The sequence below is a fragment of the Streptomyces sp. NPDC050085 genome, assembly GCF_044460595.1.
Classification (GTDB): domain Bacteria; phylum Actinomycetota; class Actinomycetes; order Streptomycetales; family Streptomycetaceae; genus Streptomyces.
In genome coordinates, this window is sequence record NZ_JBITJZ010000001.1 from 817,723 (window position 1) to 837,583 (window position 19,861).

Consider the following 19,861-nt stretch of genomic DNA (forward strand, 5'->3'; position numbering starts at 1 on the left):
CCCCCGCCGCGCCCCCGCGCGGGTCAGCGGTCCTGCCGGTCGAGCACCTCCATGACGTAGAGGACGGCCTTGCCGGGCGGGACCGCGACGCCGCCCTTCGTCATCTTGAAGCCGGGCTTGTACCGGGCGGGCACCGCGATCTGTACGCGGCTGCCGACCCGCATGCCGCGCAGCGCCTCGTACACGCCGGGCGGCACCGCCTCCGGCGCGACGACGAAGCCGTTCGGGCCGGTGACCGCGTACGTCGAGCGGAACGGGGTCTTCTCGGCCCAGGTCCAGGCCGCGTACTGCACGACGGCGACATCGCCGTCCTGCAGTACGGGCCCGCTCCCCTCGGCCAGCATCCGCACGTCGAGCTTCTTCGGGGCGGCGGCGCCGCCCCAACTGCGCACCTGCGGCGCCTGGCCTGCGGACACGGCGACCACGGGTGCGCCCTCACGGGCCGCGCCGGGACCACCGGTGCCCTTGGCGTCGGCGGTGGGCACGCGCTGGTCGAGCCCGTACCCGCCGACGAGGTCGAAGACCAGGATCATGTGATCGCTCGGGCTGACCTGTGCGGGCGCCATGCCGTGCGGGCCGAAGCCGCTCGTGGCCGGGGTGACCATCAGGACCCGGCTGCCCGCCCTGCGGCCGAGGAGCGCCTGGTCCCAGGTGCGCGAGACGTGCTCGCCGTCGAAGGAGACCGTCGTCGGCTGGGTCAGGCCCCAGGTCGACATGAGCTTCTTGTTCCCCTCCCAGATCTTCATCTCCACGTCGGTGACGGCCACTTGGCCCTTCTTCACCGCGGGCCCGCTCCCCTCGTGCAGCACCTTCATCCGCCCCTCCTTGGGCGGGGGCAGGTTCGGCACGGTGATGGTGGGCCGGGTCCCGAGCGCCCCGGAGACCTGGGGGATGTTCTCGGGGTGCGGTGCGGCGCAGGCCGCGGCGCCCGCGGCCAGCAGGACGAAGGCGGCGGCGCCGGTGCGCACGGACGGCGTCAGCACGGGAGTCCTCCAAAGAGTCGGGGGGTGTTGGTGTCCGAGCGTGGCCGCCGCGGCGAGTGGCTCCGTGCACCCGTGCCCCGACACACCGGTTGCCGTACACCTGCGGGTGTACGGCAACCGGTACCGCTCAGGCTTCGCGCCGGGTCACCAGCAGTTCATGCCCGACGTCCGTGCCTTGGAGCGCATCGTGCCCGCGGCCTCGGCGGGCGGCGCGAACGGGGCGCAGACCATGGACCGCCCGTCCTCGGACCGGGCCGCACCCGGCTTCTGGAAGGGCGCCCAGCCGTGCGCGCCGCCCTTGCCCGGGAACGCCGCGTGCGGTGCCGCGGCCCTGATGGTGTCCCCGGGGTTGACCGGGTTCAGGTTGTCCTTCACCGCGTACTTGTCCGTGCGCTTGGGGTCGCGGATGACGGCCGCGTGGGCCACCGACACGTCCGCCACGTTGGAGCCGAGCACGCTCGCGTGGATGCCGTTGACGAAGCCGCTGGTGGCGGTGCCGTCGTACTTGTACTTGCCGTCCTTGCCGAGGGTGGCCTTGCCCTGCTGGTCCGTGGTCACCTGCTCGTTGGTGAGGGCGAGGACCAGCGGGTCCTGGCTGTAGTCGGACGGGATGCGGGCGCCCAGGTTCGAGGCCCACAGGTCCGGGATGTCGATGAGGTCGAAGCCCGCCACCGAGATGTACCCGGAGGCGGCACCGCCCGTGAAGGCGACCGGCTTGCCGGGCCGCGACCAGGCGGACACCTGGATCCCGTCGACGTGCACGCCGATCGGCGACAGCTGGGTGCCGCCGGCCGGGTTGGCGATGTAGGGAACGCCGACGTCGACGGCGCCGCCACCCGCGTCGGCGTAGATCTCGCCGCGGGCCGGAACCTCGTTGCCGCCGGCCCGGGAGTTGGGGTGGGCGTGGCCCAGGGCGCGCGAGTACAGCGCCGAGACCTTGCCGAGGCCGATGCCGCCCGGGGCGAGGTCGACGAGCTGGTCGCCGCCCGCGTGCTGCTTGGGGGCGCGGGCACTGGCCGGGTACTGGGACTCGAACATCGCGGCGTTGATGGTGCCGCCGACGCCGCTGACCCGGACGACCCAGGAGTCGGCCTGGACGCAGTCGTCGGTCTTCATGACCGTGCCCCACTGGTCGTCCTTGGAGTACAGGGTGTTGTCGTCGGCATCGGCCGACGCCGGGAACGCCGTGGTCAGCAAGGCCGTCAGGCCCGCCCCGGCGGCGAGTACCGCCCGGGTCCGTCTGATGTGCCACGAAGCCATGGCCATCGTCTCCTTCTTGTGGTGGTGCTCAGTGGTCTGTGTCAGGGCGCCGCCGGCCGCGGACCGGGTCCGCGGCCGGCGGGGGCGAAAGGTCATCGCCCGGCGCACAGCGCCCGGTTGTTCTGGATGTAGGCGCCGCAGGAGATGTCCTGGCTCGCGTCTTCCTTGACGACGGCCGTGTCCTTGACGCTGGTGCCGTTGAGGTCCGAGCCCTCGGTGGTCACCGCGGTGGTGCCCGGGACGGGACCGGCCTTGTCGCCGACCTTCACGTCCACGTTGATCGGCGGGTAGGCCTTGCCGGGCTGCAGCGCGTCGGCGCCGTTGCCGGGACGCACGCAGGTGACGCGCTGGCCGGTGACCGAGCACTTCCAGCCGTCGCCGGAGGCCTTGACCGGGGTGATGCCCGGGCCGAAGTCACGGGTGACGGTGACCTCGCCGGTGGTCGGGCCCGCGGTCGCGGCGTTGTCCACCGTGATGGCGAACTTGCCGGGCTTGCCCACGATCAGGTCGCCCACGGGGGCGGTGTTCACGGCGAGCGACGGAGGCAGCGCCGGGGCGGGCTTGACCGGGAACTTCTCGTCGGTCCTGCCGTCGCCGCCGCTGTTGCGCGGGGTGTCCGTGGTGCCGGTCACCGGCGCGTCACCGCCCTTGACGTCCTTGTCGACGATGGCCGCGATGTGGATGTCCGGGTAGCTGTCGCCGGGGTTGAGCATGTCCGGGCCCTTGCCGGGCCGGGTGCAGCTGACCGTCTGCCCCTTGATCGAGCAGTCCCAGCCGGGACCTGCGGCGGTCACCGGGGTGATGCCGGCGGGGAAGGTGCGGGTCACGGTGACGGGGCCGTTGGTCGGGCCCGCGTCGGCGGCGTTGGACGTCTTGACCGTGAAGGCCGCGTTCTCACCGGCCGTAACGGGGGCGTCGGCGGTCATCTTGGAGGTGAGGGCCGGGCCCTTCTTCAGGGTGACCTTGACCGTGTCCTCGGTGGGCGCGCCCTGCTTGCCGTCCGGGCCCTCGACCGTCGACGTGATCGTGTACTCGCCGTCGGCGTCGGTCGCGACCTTCGCCTTGATCGGGGCGGGCGGCCAGGTCTTGCCGGGGGCGAGCGCGTCCGGGCCAGTGCCCGGGTGCGTGCAGCTCACCTTCTGGCCGTCGACCTTGCAGTCCCAGCCGTTGCCGCCGGCCTCGGTCGGCGTGATGCCCTTGGGGAAGGTGACCTCGGAGGTGCGCGGGCCGTCCGTGGAGCCGGCCGCCGGGTCGTTGGAGACGTTCAGGTTGAACGTCGACTCGCCGTCGGCGGTGATCGGACCCGCCGGGTCGACGGTCGAGGTCAGCCGGTCGGGGAGCGTGGTCGCCTTCACGTTCCACACGTCGTGGTTCTCGACCGCGTCGCCGGTGGAGGCGGCGAATCCGATGCGGATGTCCTTCGGCAGCTTCGGCTGGCCGGGGATGGAGTTGAGATCGAAGTTGTCGATCTTGTTCTGGAACCCGTCGCCGTCGTGGAAGTCGACGGCCACCGAGAGCCGGCCGGCGGTCGACAGGTCGACCCGCACCGAACGCACCGCACCGGAGCGCTCCTTGGCGTCCGCCACGTCGAGCTTTCGCGTGGACGGGTACGTGGAGATGACCTGGTTGTTCTGGCTGGTCGCGCCGCGCACCGTGATGGAGTTGGGCTTGCCCTGCGCCTGGCCGGGGAAGCCGCCCAGGTTCTTCAGGAAGTTGCCGTAGCTGTCGATGCCGACGCCCAGGTAGCCGCCCTTGATGCCGTTGTAGCCCAGGCCCGAGCCGTACAGACCGGCGTCGGTGGGCAGTGCCTCGGCGCCGTCGAGCAGCATCACGGCCAGACCGTCGGCACCGCGGCCGCCCTTGGCGTCGTACGAGGCGTAGTCGAGGGTGAGGCTCAGGCCCCGGTCGGCGGGGATCGGGTCCCGCGTCACGATGAAGCCGTTCTGGTTCGGCTTGTTCGAGGTGAGCCGCAGGGCACCCTTGCCCTCGGGGTCCGGGGTGCCGTCGGCGCACGCCTTCAGGGGCCCCTTCTCTCCGGTGGCCCCGGTCAGGCAGGCGAAGCCGGTGCCCTTGGTACCGGCACTGCTGTACCAGGACTTGGCGTCGAAGGAGGAACCCGTGAAGGCCTCGTAGTGGTCGTACGGGTCCCGCTGGAACGCGGCCGACGCCGTGAGCGGGGTGGCCATGGTCAGGCCGAGCGCCGCGGCGGTGGCCAGGCCGAGGGGCGCAGCGAAGCGCGCCAGGCGTCCCGGCCTCCGCCCTCGCGTCTGTCTGGTGTCCGTCATCTTCAGGTGCCTTTCCCGGGCGCACCACGCCCTGTCGGATGCTGTGCGTGTCAGCTGACCTCCGCACGCACGTGATCGCGTACAGTGATCAGTTTTCCGAGAAGCACAACACTCAGTGACGATGTGTGCGATACGTGAAGGCCGTGCGAGTGAACCGGGGGCCGGGTCGCGGGTCAGCCGGACGGTGCGACGAGCCCCAACTCGTAGGCAAGGATGACCAGGTGAACCCGGTCCCGGGCGTCCAGCTTGGTGAAGAGCCGGGACACGTGGGACTTGGTGGTGGCGACGCTGATGAACAGCTCGTCGGCGATCTCCTGGTTCGACCTGCCGAGCCCGACCAGCGTCAATACCTCCCGCTCACGCTCCGTGACGGCCTCGACGGGGCGCGACGTGCGGGCCGCGGCCGGACCGGGGCGGCCGACGAAGTCGGCGATCAGGCGGCGGGTGACCCCGGGGGCGATGAGGGCGTCACCGGCGGCGACCACGCGGACCGCCGCGAGGATGTCCTCGAGCGCCATGTCCTTCACGGCGAACCCGCTCGCCCCGGCGCGCAGCGCCCCGTACACGTACTCGTCCTCGTCGAAGGTGGTCAGGACGAGCACGCGGCTGCCGGTGCCGGCGGCCATGATCCGCCGGGTCGCCTCGATGCCGTCCATGCCGGGCATCCGGATGTCCATCACGACGACGTCGGGCCGCAGCGCCGCGGCCCGCTCGACGGCTTCGGCGCCGCCGCCCGCCTCGCCCACGACCTCCAGGTCGTCGGTGTCGGCGATGAGGACCCGCAGGCCCGAGCGGACCAGCGGCTGGTCGTCGACGAGCAGCACGGTCACGGTCATCGCGCCGCTCCCGGCAGCGGAATCCTGGCCGCCACGCGGAAGCCGCCCCCGGGCCCCGGCCCCGCCTCGAACTGCCCGTGCAACAGGCTCACCCGCTCCCCCATCCCCGTGATCCCGAACCCCGTACCGGACGATCTTGCACCGGGGCCGCGTCCCTCGTCCACGATCTCCAGCCGCAGTTCGTCGTCGGCGTACCCGACGAGGACCCGGCACGTGTCCACGGCCGCGTGCCGGACCACGTTCGCGAGGGACTCCTGCACGATCCGGTACGCGGACAGCTCGATGTCGGCCGGGAGCGCCCGCTCGGTGCCGTTGCGGACGACCTCGACGTGCACGCCCGCGTCCCTGGCGGTGGCCTCGGTGAGCCGGTCCAGATCGGCGAGGCCGGTGGCGGGGCCGAGCGGTGCCTGGCTGCCCGGTTCTGCCTTGCGCAGCGCGACCAGGGTGCGGCGCAGCCCCTGGAGCGTCTCGCGGCTGGTCGCCTCGATGGCCTCCAGGGCCGCGCGGGCCTCGCCCGGCTGGGTCTCGATGACCCGGGCCGCGACGCCCGACTGGATCGCGATGACGCCGATGCTGTGGGAGACCATGTCGTGCAACTCCCGTGCGATGCGCAGCCGTTCACCGGTCACGGCCTCGGCGACGGCCTGTTCGCGCAGGGCCGTGGCGTGCTCGCGCCGCTCCCGGCCGAGCAGCCCGACCATGCAGGCCACGAGCAGGCAGAGCAGCGCGATCACGGCGAACCCGATGAGGTTGTACGCGGGCACCCACACGAGGATCCCGGCGGCCTGGGCAAGCACGCACAGCGCGATTCCCGTGATCCACTGCGCGCGCGACCGGGTGGCGACGAGGTACCCGAGCACCACGTCCGCCGACATGAACGCCGCCACGGTCGTCGCGCGCGAGTCGTCGAAGGGCCCGCCCGTGGGCTGCAGCGCGGTCGCGAGCAGGGTGCCGACGAGCACCACGACCAGCGTGAACAGCGGCTTGCGCCGCATGATTCCGACCAGCAGGGCGGCGGACAGCGCCACCCCGAAGGCGCGTACCGAGGGCAGCACGTCCGACGAGCCGAAGAGCGCAAGGCCCACCGCCAGTGGGTACAGGGCGAGTCCGCACCAGGCGGTGGCGTTGCGGGAGGTCGATATCGCGTTCACACCGGTGAGCGTACGAGGACGGGTGCGCGCCGACATCAGCCCCGGGGATGCATCCCACGGGCCGATGACCGCGGGTGCCGCCGCCCGGCACGGTGTCCCACATGATCGAAGTCAGCGAACTCACCAAGCGGTACGGCCGCAGGACGGCCGTCGACGGTCTGTCCTTCGCCGTGCGGCCCGGTGTCGTCACCGGGTTCCTCGGCCCGAACGGATCGGGCAAGTCCACGACCTTGCGGATCGTCCTCGGCCTTGACGCGCCGGACGCGGGCGGGGCCACGGTGGACGGGGTGCCGTTCGGCTCGCATGCGCGGGGCCTGCGGCACGCGGGGGCCCTGCTCGACGCGCAGCAGGTGCACGGCGGGCGCACCGCCCACGCCCACCTCGCGGCGCTGGCCCGGTCCAACGGCCTGGCCCGCGAGCGCGCCGCCGAAGTCCTCGCGGAGGTCGGCCTCGCCGAGGCGGCCGGGCGCCGCATCGGCGGCTTCTCGCTCGGCATGAAGCAGCGGCTCGGGGTGGCGACGGCGCTGCTCGGCGATCCGCCGGTGCTGTTGTTCGACGAGCCGTTCAACGGGATGGACCCGGAGGGCGTGCTGTGGCTGCGCCGGCTGTTCCGGCGCCTGGCCGCCGAGGGCCGTACGGTCTTCCTCTCCAGCCATCTGATGTCCGAAATGGAGTCCACGGCCGACGAGTTGATCGTGATCGGACGGGGCCGGCTCGTCGCGGCCGAGCCGCTGCGGACGTTCGCGGCGCGCGCCACCCGGCTGAGCGTCATGGTGGGAAGCCCCCGCGCCGCCGAGCTCACCGGGCCGCTCGTGGCGGCCGGCGCCGATGTCGTGCCCGAGGGCGAGGAGCGTCTGACGGTGACGGGCCTGCCCGCCGAGCGGATCGGCGCGATCGCCCTGGAGCGGCAGGTCGTGCTGCACGAACTCACCACGCGCACCGCCTCGTTGGAAGAGGCCTTCATGGAACTGACCGCCGACCGCGTCGAGTACCCGGCAGGAGCCACCCGATGAACGCCACCGCACCCGCCCGCTTCACCGATCTGCTCGCCGCCGAGTGGATCAAGATCCGCTCGCTGCGCTCGACGCCGTGGATCCTGGGGATCGTCGTCGCGACGGTGCTGGCCTCGGCGGCGTTCGCCGCGTACGGCGACTACCGCGACTTCCCGAACTACAGCGCCGTCGACCAGCGCGAACACGTGTGGGCCCTGGGCGACGCGTTCCCCGCCGGGGGCTATCTCACGCTGATGCTGGCGGCGGGCAGCGTCGGCGCGATCGTCGTGGTCAGCGAGTACAGCAGCGGGCTGATCCGCACGACGATGGCGGCGGTCCCGGCGCGACGCCAGGTGGTGCTGGCGAAGGCGGTGGTGACAACCGCCCTGTGGACGGCAGTCGGCCTTGTCTGCGCCTTCGGTTCGTTCGCCGTCTCCCAGGGGATCCTGAGCGCCCGGGACGCCGCCGTCCCTCTCCTGGACACGGGCTCGCTGCGCGCGGTCGCCGCCTCGGCTCTGCTCGCGCCGGTGTGCGCACTGATCGGCCTCGGCTTCGGGGTCCTGGTGCGGCACAGCGCGTCGACGATGGTCGGCACGGCGTTCGTGCTGCTGATGCTGCCGACGTTCTTCAACTCGCGCCGGCCCTGGGTGGAGCGGATCGACCACCTGATGGTGCAGAGCGCGTGGCAGCGGCTCGTGACGCTCTACGGCTGGGGCCCCGAGGCGTACGGCGGCGCGACGACGGCCGGGGCCTGGGCGGTGTTCGCCACCTGGCCGCTGGTCGCCGTCGCGCTCGCTCTGGTCGTCGTACGCCGCAGGGACGTGTGACAGCCCCTGCTCACTTGGCTCGACTACTTGCTGGGGTCGACCACCATCGCCGAACCGCCCCCGCGCCGCACCGTCTCGGCGGCCGCGAGCCACTTCCCGCCCGGCAGCCGCTGCACACCGGTGGCGGCGCCGATCTCCGGGTTCAGCTTGAAGGAGTGCCCGATGGCTTCGAGCTTCGCCCTCAACCCACCGTCGTACAGGGCGGGTTCGAGCTCGGTCTGCGCCGCGTTGCGCTGACTGGCGCGCGGCGCCGCGATGGCGTCGACGAGCGGCAGGCCCCGGTCGAGGAACCCGGTCAGCGTCTGCAGCACCGTGGTGATGATGGTGGCACCACCGGGCGAACCGACCGCCACCACCGGCCTGCCCGCCTTGTCGAGCACGATGGTCGGGGAGATCGACGACCGCGGCCGCTTGCCGGGCCCCGGCAGGTTCGGGTCGTGCACGGCCGGGTTCGCGGGCGCGAAGGAGAAGTCGGTCAGCTCGTTGTTGAGCAGGAACCCGCGGCCCGGCACGGTGATGCCGCTGCCGCCGGTCGACTCGATGGTGAGGGTGTAGGCGACGACGTTGCCCCACTTGTCGGCGGCGGTCAGATGCGTGGTGTTCTCGCCCTCGTACGTCGTCGGGGCGGCCTGGTCACCGGTCTTGCCGCAGGTCCCCGGATGCCTCGGGTCGCCGGGCGCGAGCGGGCTGGTGAGCACGGCGTCGTCCTTGATGAGGCACCCGCGGGAGTCGGCGAACTTCTGCGAAAGCAGCTGCTTCGTGGGGACGTCCTCGAAGGCCGGGTCGCCGACCCAGCGGCCCCGGTCGGCGAACGCGATCCGGCTCGCCTCGATGAAGCGGTGCAGGTACTGCACGTCCGAGGCCTTGGAAAGGTCCGTCCTCTCAAGGATGTTGAGGGCTTCCCCGACGGTCGTGCCGCCGGACGAGGACGGCGCCATCGAGTAGACGCCGAGCCCGCGGTACGAAGTCCTGGACGGGGCCTGGTACTTGGCGGTGTACGCCTTCAGGTCCTTGGCCGACAGCTTGCCGGGCCGCGCGTTGTAGCCCGAACCCGGGTCGACCGGCGGCTTGTTCACCGTCCGCACGATGTCGGCGCCGAGGTCGCCGCGGTAGATCGCGCCGACGCCCTTGCGCGCCAACTCGCCGTAGGTGCGCGCCAGATCGGGGTTCTTGAACGTCGAGCCGACGACGGGCAGCTGCCCGCCCGGCAGGAAAAGCTTCGCCGTGTCGGGGAAGGTTCGGAACCGGGCCTCGTTCGACGCGGTCTGCGAGCGGAAGGTGTCGTCGACGGTGAATCCGTCGCGGGCCAGTTTCCGCGCGGGTTCGAGGACGGTGCCGAGCCGCTCGCTGCCCCAGGCGTCGAGCGCGGACTGCCAGGTGGCCGGAGTGCCGGGCGTGCCGACGCTCAGCCCGCTGGTGACCGCGTCATTGAAGGCGAGGGGCTTGCCGTTCTCCAGGAACAGGTCGGACCCGGCGCTCAGCGGCGCGGTCTCGCGCCCGTCGATGGTGTGGACCTTGCGGGACTTGGCGTCGTAGTAGACGAAGTAGCCGCCTCCGCCGATCCCGGCGGAGTACGGCTCGGTCACGCCGAGGGCGGCCGCGGTGGCGACGGCGGCGTCGACCGCGTTCCCTCCTCTTCTCAGTACTTCGATGCCCGCGGCCGAGGCGTCGGCGTCGACGCTGGCCACGGCACCCCCGTACCCGACGGCAACCGGAACCTTCCGTGGCGCACTGGAAGAAGCGGAGGAAGGGGGTGCCGCGGCACCGACCCCCACCATGGTCACCGCAACCGCGCACAACGACAGATTCCGCGACAGACTCCGCCCAACTGAACGCCTCATCAGTACCTCCAGTCAACAGCCGTCCGCGCAGCGTAACTTGACTTTCCGAAGCCGTCAGGACCCCCTCGAACACGGGTGCGCCGGTTGGCTAGAGTGCGCCCCCATGACTGAAGACGTGCGTTACATCGTCCTCGGCCTGGTCGCGGTGTGCCTGGGCGGCGCCCTTGGCTGGCTCGCCCGCACCCAGCTGTGGAAGCGGAAGCTCCGCCGCAGGCAGGCCTTCTTCGGGCTGCCCGACAACTCCGAGTCCCTGCTGGTGGTGACCCGCGACGCGGGCGGCCCCGAGCTGACGGTGAAGCGCCACGACGTCTTCGCCCTGCTCGAACTGTCCTCCCTCATCAAGGACTGCGGCGCCCACGCCCAGGTCGTCGCCCACGACACGGCCCAGCAGGGCTTCGGCGAGCGCACCGAGTTCTGTGTCGGCGGCCCCGCGTCGAACCGCCGCATGGCGGCCCACATGGTGAGCCTGCTGCCCGGCGTCCGCGTCAACACCGACCCCGAACCGGGTCCTGACCGCGGTGCGTTCCAGATCGGCTCCGAGCGCTACCGCCTGGAGCCCGGCAGGACCGAGTACGTCGTCCTGGCCCGCCTCACCGCGGGCGAGGCCAAGGAGGCGAGACCCGTCTTCCTCTTCTGCGGCCAGCTGCCCATCACCCATCAGGCGGCCACCCGCTACCTCGCCCGCCACCACGAACGCCTCGCCCGCAAGAACGGCAACAACGCGTTCGTGCTGCTCCTGAAGGTCGTCAACTCCCAGGCGTACGGCCCCGACGTCGTCGAGCTGGTCGCGGACGTGACGCGGGCGGCGCAGACCCCGCTGCCCGCCTCGGCCACCCCGCGCAATTCGCACCGCGCCAAGTAACCCCCCGTAAAAGCCAAGGGAGCGGTACCCCTGTCGCGTACGAATGCGACAAGGGCCCGCTCGGCCTCGGCAAGCAGGCGCGTCCCGTGCCGCGCGCAGCTGACCTTCTCCTCACGCAAGCTGAGAAGTGATCTCCGGCTGCTGCCGGGCAGGGACTGCCCATGCTCCGCCTACTGCGCTCCCGGCAGCAGCGTCCCTGGTTCGGCCGGGGCGACTTCAACGGCCTCGGTCTTGGGGTTGCGCCGCTGCCGCTTCGCCATCCGCTGGGCGAACCACGACAGCAGCATGCACATCCCGATGTAGATCGGCGAGATCACCATCACCACGGGGATGAAGGGCAAATCGTAGTCGAGGTTCGACGCGATGAGCTTCCCGGCGTGGAGGAACTCCTCGTAGGTGATCAGATAGCCGAGCGAGGTGTCCTTGAGGGCCACCACCAGCTGGCTGATGATGGCCGGCAGCATGGCCCGCACGGCCTGCGGGACCAGCACGTGCGACATGACCTGCGTCTTGCGCATGCCGAGCGCGTACGCCGCCTCGCGCTGCCCGCGCTCCACGGAGTTGATGCCGGAGCGGAACACCTCGGCGAGCACGGAGCCGTTGTAGAGGGTCAGGCCCGCGACGAGCGCGGGCAGCGGCTCCACCTTCAGGGCCACGTAGATGAAGAAGATCATCACGAGGACGGGCATGGCGCGGAAGAACTCGACGCACAGTGTCGCGAGCCAGCGCACGGGCCGGTGGTCGGAGAGCCGCCCGACGGCGAGCACGGTGCCGAGGACGAGCGAGAGCACGGCCGCGATGGCGAACGCCTTGAGCGTGTTGCCGAGCCCGCGCAGCAGCAGTTCCTGGATGCCCTTGTACTCGAAGGGCATCCACTTGGTGTACGTGAACTGGTCGGTGTCGAAGAGGAGATAGATGATCCAGCCGACGAGCGCGAGCACGGCGACGGTCGACAGGGCGCCGTACAGCTTGTGCCGGCGCTCGGTCTTGGGGCCCGGGATGTCGTAGAGCGCGGTGGCGCTGTGGTCGAGGGCTTTCATCGGGCGACTCCCCAGCGCTTCTCGAGGACGTTGAAGACGGCGCTGATGGCGAGCGTGATGATGAGGTAGCCGAGCGCGATCCAGACGAACGTCCAGATGATGTTGTAGCCGAGTTCGCTGAGCGTCTTGTACGTGCCGAGCAGCTCGGTGACGCTGAACGCGCCCGCGATCGCCGAGTTCTTGGCGAGCGCGATGAGCGTGGAGCCGACCGGCGGGATCACGGACCGGAACGCCTGCGGCAGGATGACGGTCGTCAGGGTCTGCCCGAACGTCATGCCCAGGCTGCGGGCCGCCTCGCCCTGCCCCTTGGGCACGGTGTTGATGCCGGAGCGCAGCGCTTCGCAGATGAACGCCGAGGTGTAGCAGCCGAGCGCGAGCACCGCGAACACCGTGAAGGGCAGCACGAGTCCGAAGCGCGGCAGGCCGAGCAGGACGGCGAAGAACAGCAGGGTGAGCGGAGTGTTGCGGAGCACCGTCACCCAGGCCGTGCCGAACGCCCGGAAGGAGCCGACGGGAGCGACGCGGAAGGAGGCCATGACGAAGCCGAGCACGAGGGCCAGGATCGAGGCGTAGACGGTGAGTTCGACCGTACCGAGGAAGCCCTTCCAGTACAGCGAGAAATTGTCGGTCAGGACATTCACAGGACGCCTCCTCAGTTCGCCGGGTAGCGGTCGATGGCGGGCGGCTTCGGGGCCGGCACGCCGGACAGGCCGAGCGTGACGTCGTACGCCTTCTTCCAGTCGCCGTCGCCCTCGCGCTGCTGCAGCGCCGTGTCGATGGCAAGGCGGAGCGCGTTGTCGGACTTCGGTACGCCGATGCCGTACGGCTCCTGGGAGAACGGCTTGCCGACCAGCTTCAGCTCGTCGGGCACCTTGGCCGCGTAGCCGAGCAGGATCGCGTCGTCGGTGGTGACGGCGTCGACCTGGTAGGTCAGCAGGTTGTCGACGCAGACCGAGTACGTGTCGTAGGCGACGAGTTCGGCCTTGGGATAGTCGGCCTGGATGCGCTGGTACGGGGTCGATCCCGCCGCCGAGCAGACGCGCTTGCCGTCGAGGTCGCCGGGCCCGTGGATGTCGTCCTCGTCGGCCCGCACGAGCAGGCCCTGTCCGGCCATGTAGTACGGCCCGCCGAAGCCGACGAGCTTCTTGCGGTTGTCGTTGATCGTGTACGTGCCGACGTAGTAGTCGATCTGGCCGTTCTGCAGGGCCGTCTCGCGGTTGGCGGACGCGATCGTCTTGAACGCGATCTTCTTCGGGTCCAGGCCGAGCGAGGCCGAGACCATCTTGGCGATCTCGATGTCGAAGCCGGAGTAGACGCCGTTGGCCGGGTTCTTCTCGCCGAGGTAGGGCTGGTCCTCCTTGGCGCCGACGACGAAGTGCCCGCGCCGCTGCGCCTTCTTCCACGTGCTGGAGTCGGGCAGCGTAAAGCCTTGTGCCACTTGGTACTTGGGGAGTTCGGCGGCTGACGGGCCCTTGGTGGGCGGGCTGCCTTCCTTGCCGCAGGCGGTGGCGGCGAGGGCCGTCACCGCCAGGGCGGTGAGCAGCCGGAGCGACTTGGCGATCATCTGGTGCTGCACTCCCCCGTCAGTGCTTGAGGATCTTGGAGAGGAAGTCCTTGGCGCGCTCGCTCTGAGGGTTCGTGAAGAACTCCTCGGGGGCGCGGTCCTCGACGATCTTCCCGTCGGCCATGAAGACGACGCGGTCGGCGGCGGTGCGCGCGAAGCCCATCTCGTGGGTGACGACGACCATCGTCATGCCCTCGTGGGCCAGTTGCTGCATGACCTCGAGGACCTCGTTGATCATCTCGGGGTCGAGCGCCGAGGTCGGCTCGTCGAAGAGGAGGGCCTTGGGGTCCATGGCGAGGGCGCGGGCGATGGCCACGCGCTGCTGCTGGCCGCCGGACATCTGCGCGGGGAACTTGTCGGCGTGGGCGGCGAGTCCGACCCGGTCGAGGAGTTCGCGCGAGCGCTTGTCGGCCTCGTCCTTCTTGCGCTTCCTGACCTTCACCTGGGCCAGCGAGACGTTCTGCAGGACCGTCTTGTGCGCGAAGAGGTTGAACGACTGGAAGACCATGCCCACTTCGGCGCGGAGCTGCGCGAGGGCCTTGCCCTCCTCGGGCAGCGGCCGGCCGTCGAGCCGGATGTCCCCGGACTGAATGGTCTCCAGACGGTTGATCGTCCGGCAGAGCGTCGACTTGCCCGACCCCGAAGGGCCGATGACCACCACCACCTCCCCCTTGCCGACGGTGAGGTTGATGTCCTGCAGGACATGCAGCTCCCCGTAGTACTTGTTCACGTCACGCAGCTCGATCAACGGATCGACGGCCATGGCAGTACCTGCCCACTCTCAGCTGTGTCGGTCCGCGCAAACTATCCACGCCGATATGGGACTTAACAGACGACACGCACTTATGGGCATTAACCGTATTTGAGGCTCTACGTGTTCGACGCTCCGGCCCGTCAGGACTCGGCGGCCTCCGCGTAGAACTGGGAGAGTTCGGGAGCGCCGCTCTCCGCCCAGTCGTGCCCGGCCTCGACGACATCGATCTCGCGGTCCGACGCGAGGCGCACCACCGGCTGCCCGTCGGCCCTGATCAGCCAGGAGGCGCCGGGGACCTGGCGCACCAGGACGGTGCCGAGGTACAGGCCCGCGTCGTTGCCGAGCCACTGCAGCGCCTCCGCGTCCTCGCGCCAGCGCGGCACGAGCTGGTCGAGGGCCTCCAACGAGCCGACGGTGTCGTCCAGTTCGACCCCGGCCTCTTTCGCCTGGGCCCGCAACAGCTCACACTCGGAGAGGAGTTCGGCGACACCCTCGGCATCCGCGCCGTCCGGCGAGAACACGGCGATGGCCGTCACCCCGTGACGCTTGCGCCAATTGCTGACGAAAGGGATCTTCATACCGACCAGCGTCGCATCCGGCCCCCGTCCGGCACCACAGGCGCGCGGGCCGACGTTCGGCGTGCGCCGCGCCACACGCGGCCGTCCCACATTGACGCGCCCCCACCCCCTCCTCATACGGTCGGGGCACACCCGTCACACCAGTCACACCTCGGGAGGGATCCGGTCTTGCGCCTGCGCGCATGGGGAACAGCTGTCCTGACCACCGTCTGCGCAGGACTCCTGCCGGTCGCTCCGACGGCCGGGGCCGCGCCACAGTCGTCCGGCCCGGTGCCCCTGCAGCAGTTGTTCAACAATCGCGGCGTCAGTGACAACGCCACCCCCACCGAGGCGGACTTCGACGGCCTGGGCGGTTCCCTGTCCGCCCAGGACCTGGCCGCCGCGGGATGGCACCCCGGACGGCGGCTCGACATCGACGGGGCCCGGCTGACCTGGCCGAGACCTGCGGGCAGCGGACCGGACAACGTGGTGGCACACGGGCAGAAGGTGCGGGTGAGCGGACAGGGGGACGCGCTGTCGTTCCTGGTGGCGGGGACGCGCGGAGAAGCGAAGGGCACGGGCGTCGTGCGGTACGAGGACGGCTCGCGGTCGGCGTACCGGCTCACCGCCCCGGACTGGCGCACGGGCCCCCTCGGCAAGAAGTCGGTCGCACTGCCGCACCGCAACACGCAGAACGGCCAGATCCCCAAGCGGACCCGGCTGTCCACGGTGACGGTGCCGGTGCGGCCCGGGCAGCGGATCGCGTCCGTGGACCTGCCGAAGGCGACGGGGCGGGCCGCGCTGCACGTGTTCGCGGTGTCCGTGCACGCGGGGACACCGGGCTGGACCGGGACCTGGGCGGCGTCCACCGGCGGCCGGATGGCGGTCGGGCCCTGGGACGACCGCACGGTGCGGCTCGTCGCGCACGCGAGCGCGGGCGGGGACCGAGTGCGGATCCGCCTCGCCAACACGTTCGCGGCCGAGCCGGTACGGATCGGCAGCGCATCGGTAGCGTTGCAGGCGACCGGGGCGGCGGCGCGCGGAAAGCCGGTGCCGCTCACGTTCGGGGGCCGGAAGGAGGCTCAACTCCCGGCGGGTGCCGAGGAGTTCAGCGACCCGGTCGACTTCCGCGTACCCGCGGGCGCCGATCTCCTCGTGAGCCTGCACCTGCCCGGCACCGTCACGTCGGCGCCCGTGCGCACGCAGGCCATCCAGGACTCGTACGTCAGTGAGCCCGGGGACCACGCCACGGAGTCGTCGGGATCGGCGTACACCTCGAAGATCGACTACTGGCCCCTGCTGACGGGGATCGACGTCAGCGGCGGGCCCGGCTCCGTGGTGGTGCTCGGGGACTCCGTCACCGCCGGCGTGAAGTCGACGCAGGACGGGAACAAGCGGTGGCCCGACGCGCTGGCCGCACGGCTGCGGGAGCAGTCGGACGCGCCGCGGTACGGCGTCCTCAACGCGGCGATCTCGGCCAACCGGATCCTCAGCGACCGCTACTCAGGGGACGGGGTCTCCAAGGACACCGCGGGGGTCCGCGCGCTGCACCGGCTCGACCGGGACGTGTTCGCGCAGACCTCGGCGCACACGCTCGTGATGGCCATCGGACTCAACGACCTGCGGTGGAGTGCGTCCTCGGACGACGTCGAGCACGGGATGCGGGAGATCGTGGACCGGGCGCACGCACGGGGCATGAAGGTGATCGGGGCGACGCTGACGCCGTGCGCGGGAGAGTGCAAGCCCGCCGTCGACGCGCGGCGGGTGGCCGTGAACTCGTATGTGCGGGGGCCGCGTTCGGGCCTCGACGGGGTCACGGACCTCGATGCGGTGGTGCGCGATCCCCTGATGCCGACGCGGCTGCGTCCCGCGTACGACAGCGGGGATCATCTGCACCCCAATGACGTGGGGCTGAAGGCGATGGCGGGGGCCGTGAACCTGGCGGACCTGGCGGACCTGGAGCCGTAGGGGCCGCGTCCTGGCTCCCCTACGGCTTTGTGGCGATGAAGTATCCCTGCGGGCCCTGTCGCGGGTTCGTGCGGTGGTCCGGCTCCGTGATCAGCCTGGCGTCCACCAACAGGCCCGCCTCGCCCAGGAGTTCGGCGACGGTGTCCGGTGAGCGCCAGTAGACGTCGAGCGCGAGGTCGTGGCCGTACGCGTGCTCCAGGCGGTGCAGCCGGTCGCCCGCCTTGAAGGCGATCACGAACTGGCCGCCGGGCGCGAGCACCCGGTGGAACTCGGCGAACACGACCGGGAGCACCTCCGGCGGCGTGTGCACCGTCGAGTACCAGGCGACGGCTCCGGCGAGCGAGTCGTCGGGCAGGTCGAGCCCGGTCATCGAGCCCTCGTCGAACCGCAGGTCCGGGTGGGTCGCGCGGGCGACCTCGACCATCCGGGGCGAGAGGTCGACGCCGAACGCGGACAGACCGAGGCCGTGCAGGTGCGCCGTGACGTGGCCGGGCCCGCAGCCCAGGTCGGCGACGGGACCGGCGGGCTCGGCACCGGCCCGGACGCGCTCGGCGAACGCGCTCAGCATCGCGCGGCCGAACAGATCGTCCTGGAACAGCGGCGGCACGATCTCCGCGTATCCGGCGGCGGCCGTGTCGTAGGCCCGCCGCGTCGCGGGGAGGTAGTCGAGCGCGCCCTCGGTGCCGATGGCGTCCGTCATGGATCAGACGTCCAGGTCCACCACGACCGGGGCGTGGTCGGAGGCGCCCTTGCCCTTGCGCTCCTCGCGGTCCACGTAGGCGTCCGAGACGGCCTTCGCGAACGGCTCGTTGCCGTAGACCAGGTCGATGCGCATGCCGCGGTTCTTGGGGAAGCCGAGCTGGCGGTAGTCCCAGTACGTGAACGGGTGGTCGTACTTGAGGGGGCGCGGGACGACGTCCGTCAGGCCCGCCTCGCGCAGGGAGGCGAGGGCCGCGCGCTCGGCCGCGGTGACGTGCGTGGCGCCCTCGAACGCGGCGATGTCCCAGACGTCCTCGTCCGCCGGTGCCACGTTGTAGTCCCCCAGCACCGCGAACGGGCGGGAGCCCGCGGCGTCACCGGCGACGGCCGCCTTCAGCGCCTCGAACCACTGGAGCTTGTACGCGTAGTGCGGGTGGTCCACCTCGCGGCCGTTCGGCACGTAGACCGACCAGACGCGGACCGGGCCGCAGGTCGCGGAGACGGCGCGGGGCTCCTCGGCGCCGTCGTAGCCGGGGTCGCCGGGCAGTCCCGTGACCACGTCGTCGAGGCCGACGCGGGAGAGCAACGCCACCCCGTTCCACCTGCCGTTCGCGTTCACCGCCGACTCGTAGCCCAGCTCCCGCAGCTCGTCCGCGGGGAACTGCTCGGCCGAGCACTTGGTCTCCTGGATGCACAGCACGTCCGTGCCGCTGTTCTCCAGCCAGGCGAGGAGGCGCGGGAGTCGTGCGGTGATCGAGTTCACGTTCCAGGTAGCAATGCGCATGCCTCACAACCTACCGGGCGGGTATGACAACGGGCCCCCGCGGCACCCACATATAGACAGGCAACCTTGCAAGTTTTCCTGTTTGGTAGGTAGCCTGCTGAACATGAGCAACAGCACCCCCACCCCCGCTGCCACCCCCCTCTCCCCTCTCTCCCCCCTCTCCCTCGACGAGCGCCCCGCCCTCGTCCTGATCGACCTCCAGAACGGCATCCTGGGCCTGCCCACCGTGCACCCCTCCGGCGACGTGCTGAAGAACGCGGTGCGGCTCGCCGACGCCTTCCGCGCCAAGGGCCTGCCGGTCGTGCGGGTGCGGGTGGCCTGGTCGGCGGACGGCGGCGACCTTCCCGTGAGCCGGTCCACGGCGCCGGGCCTGACGCAGGCGCCGCCGGCCGAGTTCGCCGAGTTCCCCGACGACCTGGGGCCCGTCGGCGACGACATCGTGATCACCAAGCGGCACTGGGGCGCGTTCACCGGCACCGAGCTCGACCTGCAGCTGCGCCGGCGCGGGGTCACGCAGATCGTGCTCGGCGGCATCTCGACGTCGATCGGCGTCGAGTCGACCGCGCGGTCGGCGTTCGAGCTGAGCTACCACCTGGTGCTGGTCTCGGACGCGACGACCGACACGGACGCCGCGTCCCACGAGCACGCCTTCGGCAAGATCTTCCCCCGGATCGCCGAGCTCGGCACGACCGACGAGGTGCTCGAACTCCTGGGCGACTAGGGCCTGTTGGGCGGTCGGACTGCTCAGACCTGCGCCGAGGTTCCCGGGGCCAGGCGCAGGTGTTCCGTGCCGCCGAGGCCGCCGATCTGCCGGTCGTAGATCGGGCGGGCCAGGTCCGTCAGGAGTGCGTCGTGAATGTCGTACGCGCGGCGCGGCCCCACCTCGCGTACGTAGTCGATGACCTCGGAGATCTTGTTCCAGGGCGCCTGGACCGGGAGCATCAGCGTCTCGACCGGCCGGTCGGGGACGGTGAGGGCGTCGCCCGGATGGAAGACCGCGCCGCCGTCGGCGTCCCCCTCGACGAGGTAGCCGACGTTCGTGATGCGCGGGATGTCGGGGTGGATGACGGCGTGCAGCTCGCCGTGGACCTGGACGTCGAAGCCCGCCGCGGTGAACGTGTCGCCGTGGCCGACGGTGTGGACGCGGCCGGGGAACACGGCGGCGAGCTGCTCCGCGACCGACTTCAAGGTCCAGATCTGCGCGCCGGGACGTGCCTCCATCCCGGCGCGCAGCCGTGCCTCGTCGAAGTGGTCGGGGTGCTCGTGCGTCACCAGGATCGCGTCGGCGCCGAGCGCGGCGTCCTGCTCGGAGAACCCGCCCGGGTCGATGACGAGGGTCTGGCCGTCCTTCTCGAGGCGGACACAGGCATGGGAATTCTTGGTGAGCTTCATGACCCCATCCTCCGCCCCGGGGAGCCGCTGGTCCTGTGCGGGGCCCGCCGGTCCGCCGGCCTGCGG

General features: G+C 71.2%; 19 protein-coding genes. 5 read left to right on the forward strand and 14 right to left on the reverse strand.

Annotation, left to right across the window (positions count from 1 at the left end; genetic code table 11):
* Positions 1-23: 23 nt before the first annotated feature.
* The 5 genes from ACIBUY_RS03260 to ACIBUY_RS03280 form a co-directional block, all read right to left on the reverse strand.
* Positions 24-983, reverse strand: a complete 960-nt coding sequence (locus ACIBUY_RS03260; RefSeq protein ID WP_365579938.1) for an FKBP-type peptidyl-prolyl cis-trans isomerase — start codon at positions 981-983, stop codon at positions 24-26.
* A gap of 144 nt (positions 984-1,127) precedes the next feature.
* Positions 1,128-2,243: a hypothetical protein gene (locus ACIBUY_RS03265; RefSeq protein ID WP_399151559.1), complete on the reverse strand. Its 1,116-nt coding sequence runs from the start codon at positions 2,241-2,243 to the stop codon at positions 1,128-1,130.
* A gap of 92 nt (positions 2,244-2,335) precedes the next feature.
* Entirely contained in the window at positions 2,336-4,528 is a 2,193-nt protein-coding gene (locus tag ACIBUY_RS03270) for a hypothetical protein (protein ID WP_365579932.1), read from the reverse strand.
* Positions 4,529-4,701: 173 nt separating this feature from the next.
* Entirely contained in the window at positions 4,702-5,364 is a 663-nt protein-coding gene (locus ACIBUY_RS03275; RefSeq protein WP_399151560.1) for a response regulator, read from the reverse strand.
* Entirely contained in the window at positions 5,361-6,515 is a 1,155-nt protein-coding gene (locus ACIBUY_RS03280) for a sensor histidine kinase (protein ID WP_399151561.1), read from the reverse strand. Before ACIBUY_RS03280 ends, ACIBUY_RS03275 begins: the two co-directional genes overlap by 4 nt.
* A 101-nt stretch (positions 6,516-6,616) precedes the next feature.
* On the opposite strand from ACIBUY_RS03280, the gene ACIBUY_RS03285 reads away from it, so the two are divergent.
* Together ACIBUY_RS03285 and ACIBUY_RS03290 are read left to right on the forward strand one after the other, a co-directional pair.
* The gene (locus ACIBUY_RS03285) at positions 6,617-7,528 is read left to right on the forward strand and encodes an ABC transporter ATP-binding protein (RefSeq protein ID WP_399151562.1); all 912 of its coding nucleotides are present in this window, start codon (positions 6,617-6,619) and stop codon (positions 7,526-7,528) included.
* Positions 7,525-8,334 carry an ABC transporter permease gene (locus tag ACIBUY_RS03290; RefSeq protein WP_399151563.1) on the forward strand — a complete coding sequence of 270 codons (810 nt, stop codon included), beginning with the start codon at positions 7,525-7,527 and terminating at the stop codon, positions 8,332-8,334. The genes ACIBUY_RS03285 and ACIBUY_RS03290 overlap by 4 nt, the downstream gene beginning before the upstream one ends.
* 23 nt (positions 8,335-8,357) lie before the next feature.
* On the opposite strand, the gene ggt is transcribed toward ACIBUY_RS03290, so the two are convergent.
* The gene (gene ggt / locus ACIBUY_RS03295) at positions 8,358-10,112 is read right to left on the reverse strand and encodes a gamma-glutamyltransferase (protein WP_399151564.1); all 1,755 of its coding nucleotides are present in this window, start codon (positions 10,110-10,112) and stop codon (positions 8,358-8,360) included.
* Between the two features lie 166 nt (positions 10,113-10,278).
* On the opposite strand from ggt, the gene ACIBUY_RS03300 reads away from it, so the two are divergent.
* Positions 10,279-11,037, forward strand: a complete 759-nt coding sequence (locus tag ACIBUY_RS03300) for a hypothetical protein (protein WP_365579913.1) — start codon at positions 10,279-10,281, stop codon at positions 11,035-11,037.
* A gap of 170 nt (positions 11,038-11,207) precedes the next feature.
* On the opposite strand, the gene ACIBUY_RS03305 is transcribed toward ACIBUY_RS03300, so the two are convergent.
* The 5 genes from ACIBUY_RS03305 to ACIBUY_RS03325 all read right to left on the reverse strand — a co-directional run bounded on the left by ACIBUY_RS03305 (position 11,208) and on the right by ACIBUY_RS03325 (position 14,973).
* Entirely contained in the window at positions 11,208-12,077 is an 870-nt protein-coding gene (locus ACIBUY_RS03305; protein WP_365579911.1) for an amino acid ABC transporter permease, read from the reverse strand.
* Positions 12,074-12,718 (reverse strand): amino acid ABC transporter permease, encoded by a 645-nt coding sequence (locus ACIBUY_RS03310; RefSeq protein WP_365579908.1) that lies wholly within the window; start codon positions 12,716-12,718, stop codon positions 12,074-12,076. Before ACIBUY_RS03310 ends, ACIBUY_RS03305 begins: the two co-directional genes overlap by 4 nt.
* A gap of 11 nt (positions 12,719-12,729) precedes the next feature.
* The gene (locus ACIBUY_RS03315; protein WP_399151565.1) at positions 12,730-13,641 is read right to left on the reverse strand and encodes a glutamate ABC transporter substrate-binding protein; all 912 of its coding nucleotides are present in this window, start codon (positions 13,639-13,641) and stop codon (positions 12,730-12,732) included.
* 19 nt (positions 13,642-13,660) lie between these two features.
* On the reverse strand, positions 13,661-14,404 hold the full coding sequence (locus ACIBUY_RS03320; protein WP_365579903.1) for an amino acid ABC transporter ATP-binding protein: 744 nt from the start codon (positions 14,402-14,404) through the stop codon (positions 13,661-13,663).
* A gap of 131 nt (positions 14,405-14,535) precedes the next feature.
* Entirely contained in the window at positions 14,536-14,973 is a 438-nt protein-coding gene (locus ACIBUY_RS03325) for a DUF6278 family protein (RefSeq protein WP_399151566.1), read from the reverse strand.
* A gap of 168 nt (positions 14,974-15,141) precedes the next feature.
* Here ACIBUY_RS03325 and ACIBUY_RS03330 point away from each other — a divergent pair, with 168 nt between their 5' ends.
* Positions 15,142-16,920, forward strand: a complete 1,779-nt coding sequence (locus tag ACIBUY_RS03330; protein ID WP_399151567.1) for an SGNH/GDSL hydrolase family protein — start codon at positions 15,142-15,144, stop codon at positions 16,918-16,920.
* 19 nt (positions 16,921-16,939) lie between these two features.
* Here ACIBUY_RS03330 and ACIBUY_RS03335 read toward each other — a convergent pair whose 3' ends face one another.
* Positions 16,940-17,620, reverse strand: a complete 681-nt coding sequence (locus ACIBUY_RS03335) for a class I SAM-dependent methyltransferase (RefSeq protein ID WP_365579895.1) — start codon at positions 17,618-17,620, stop codon at positions 16,940-16,942.
* A 3-nt stretch (positions 17,621-17,623) separates the two neighbouring features.
* Complete coding sequence (locus tag ACIBUY_RS03340; protein ID WP_365579891.1) at positions 17,624-18,403, reverse strand: exodeoxyribonuclease III; 780 nt, start codon at positions 18,401-18,403, stop codon at positions 17,624-17,626.
* 103 nt (positions 18,404-18,506) lie between these two features.
* Between ACIBUY_RS03340 and ACIBUY_RS03345 the strand changes: the two genes are divergently transcribed.
* A complete protein-coding gene (locus ACIBUY_RS03345) occupies positions 18,507-19,124 on the forward strand; it encodes an isochorismatase family protein (RefSeq protein WP_399151568.1) in 618 nt (205 codons plus the stop codon).
* 23 nt (positions 19,125-19,147) lie between these two features.
* Here the strand turns inward: ACIBUY_RS03345 and ACIBUY_RS03350 are convergent, their stop codons facing one another.
* The gene (locus ACIBUY_RS03350; protein ID WP_365577699.1) at positions 19,148-19,795 is read right to left on the reverse strand and encodes an MBL fold metallo-hydrolase; all 648 of its coding nucleotides are present in this window, start codon (positions 19,793-19,795) and stop codon (positions 19,148-19,150) included.
* Positions 19,796-19,861: the final 66 nt, after the last annotated feature.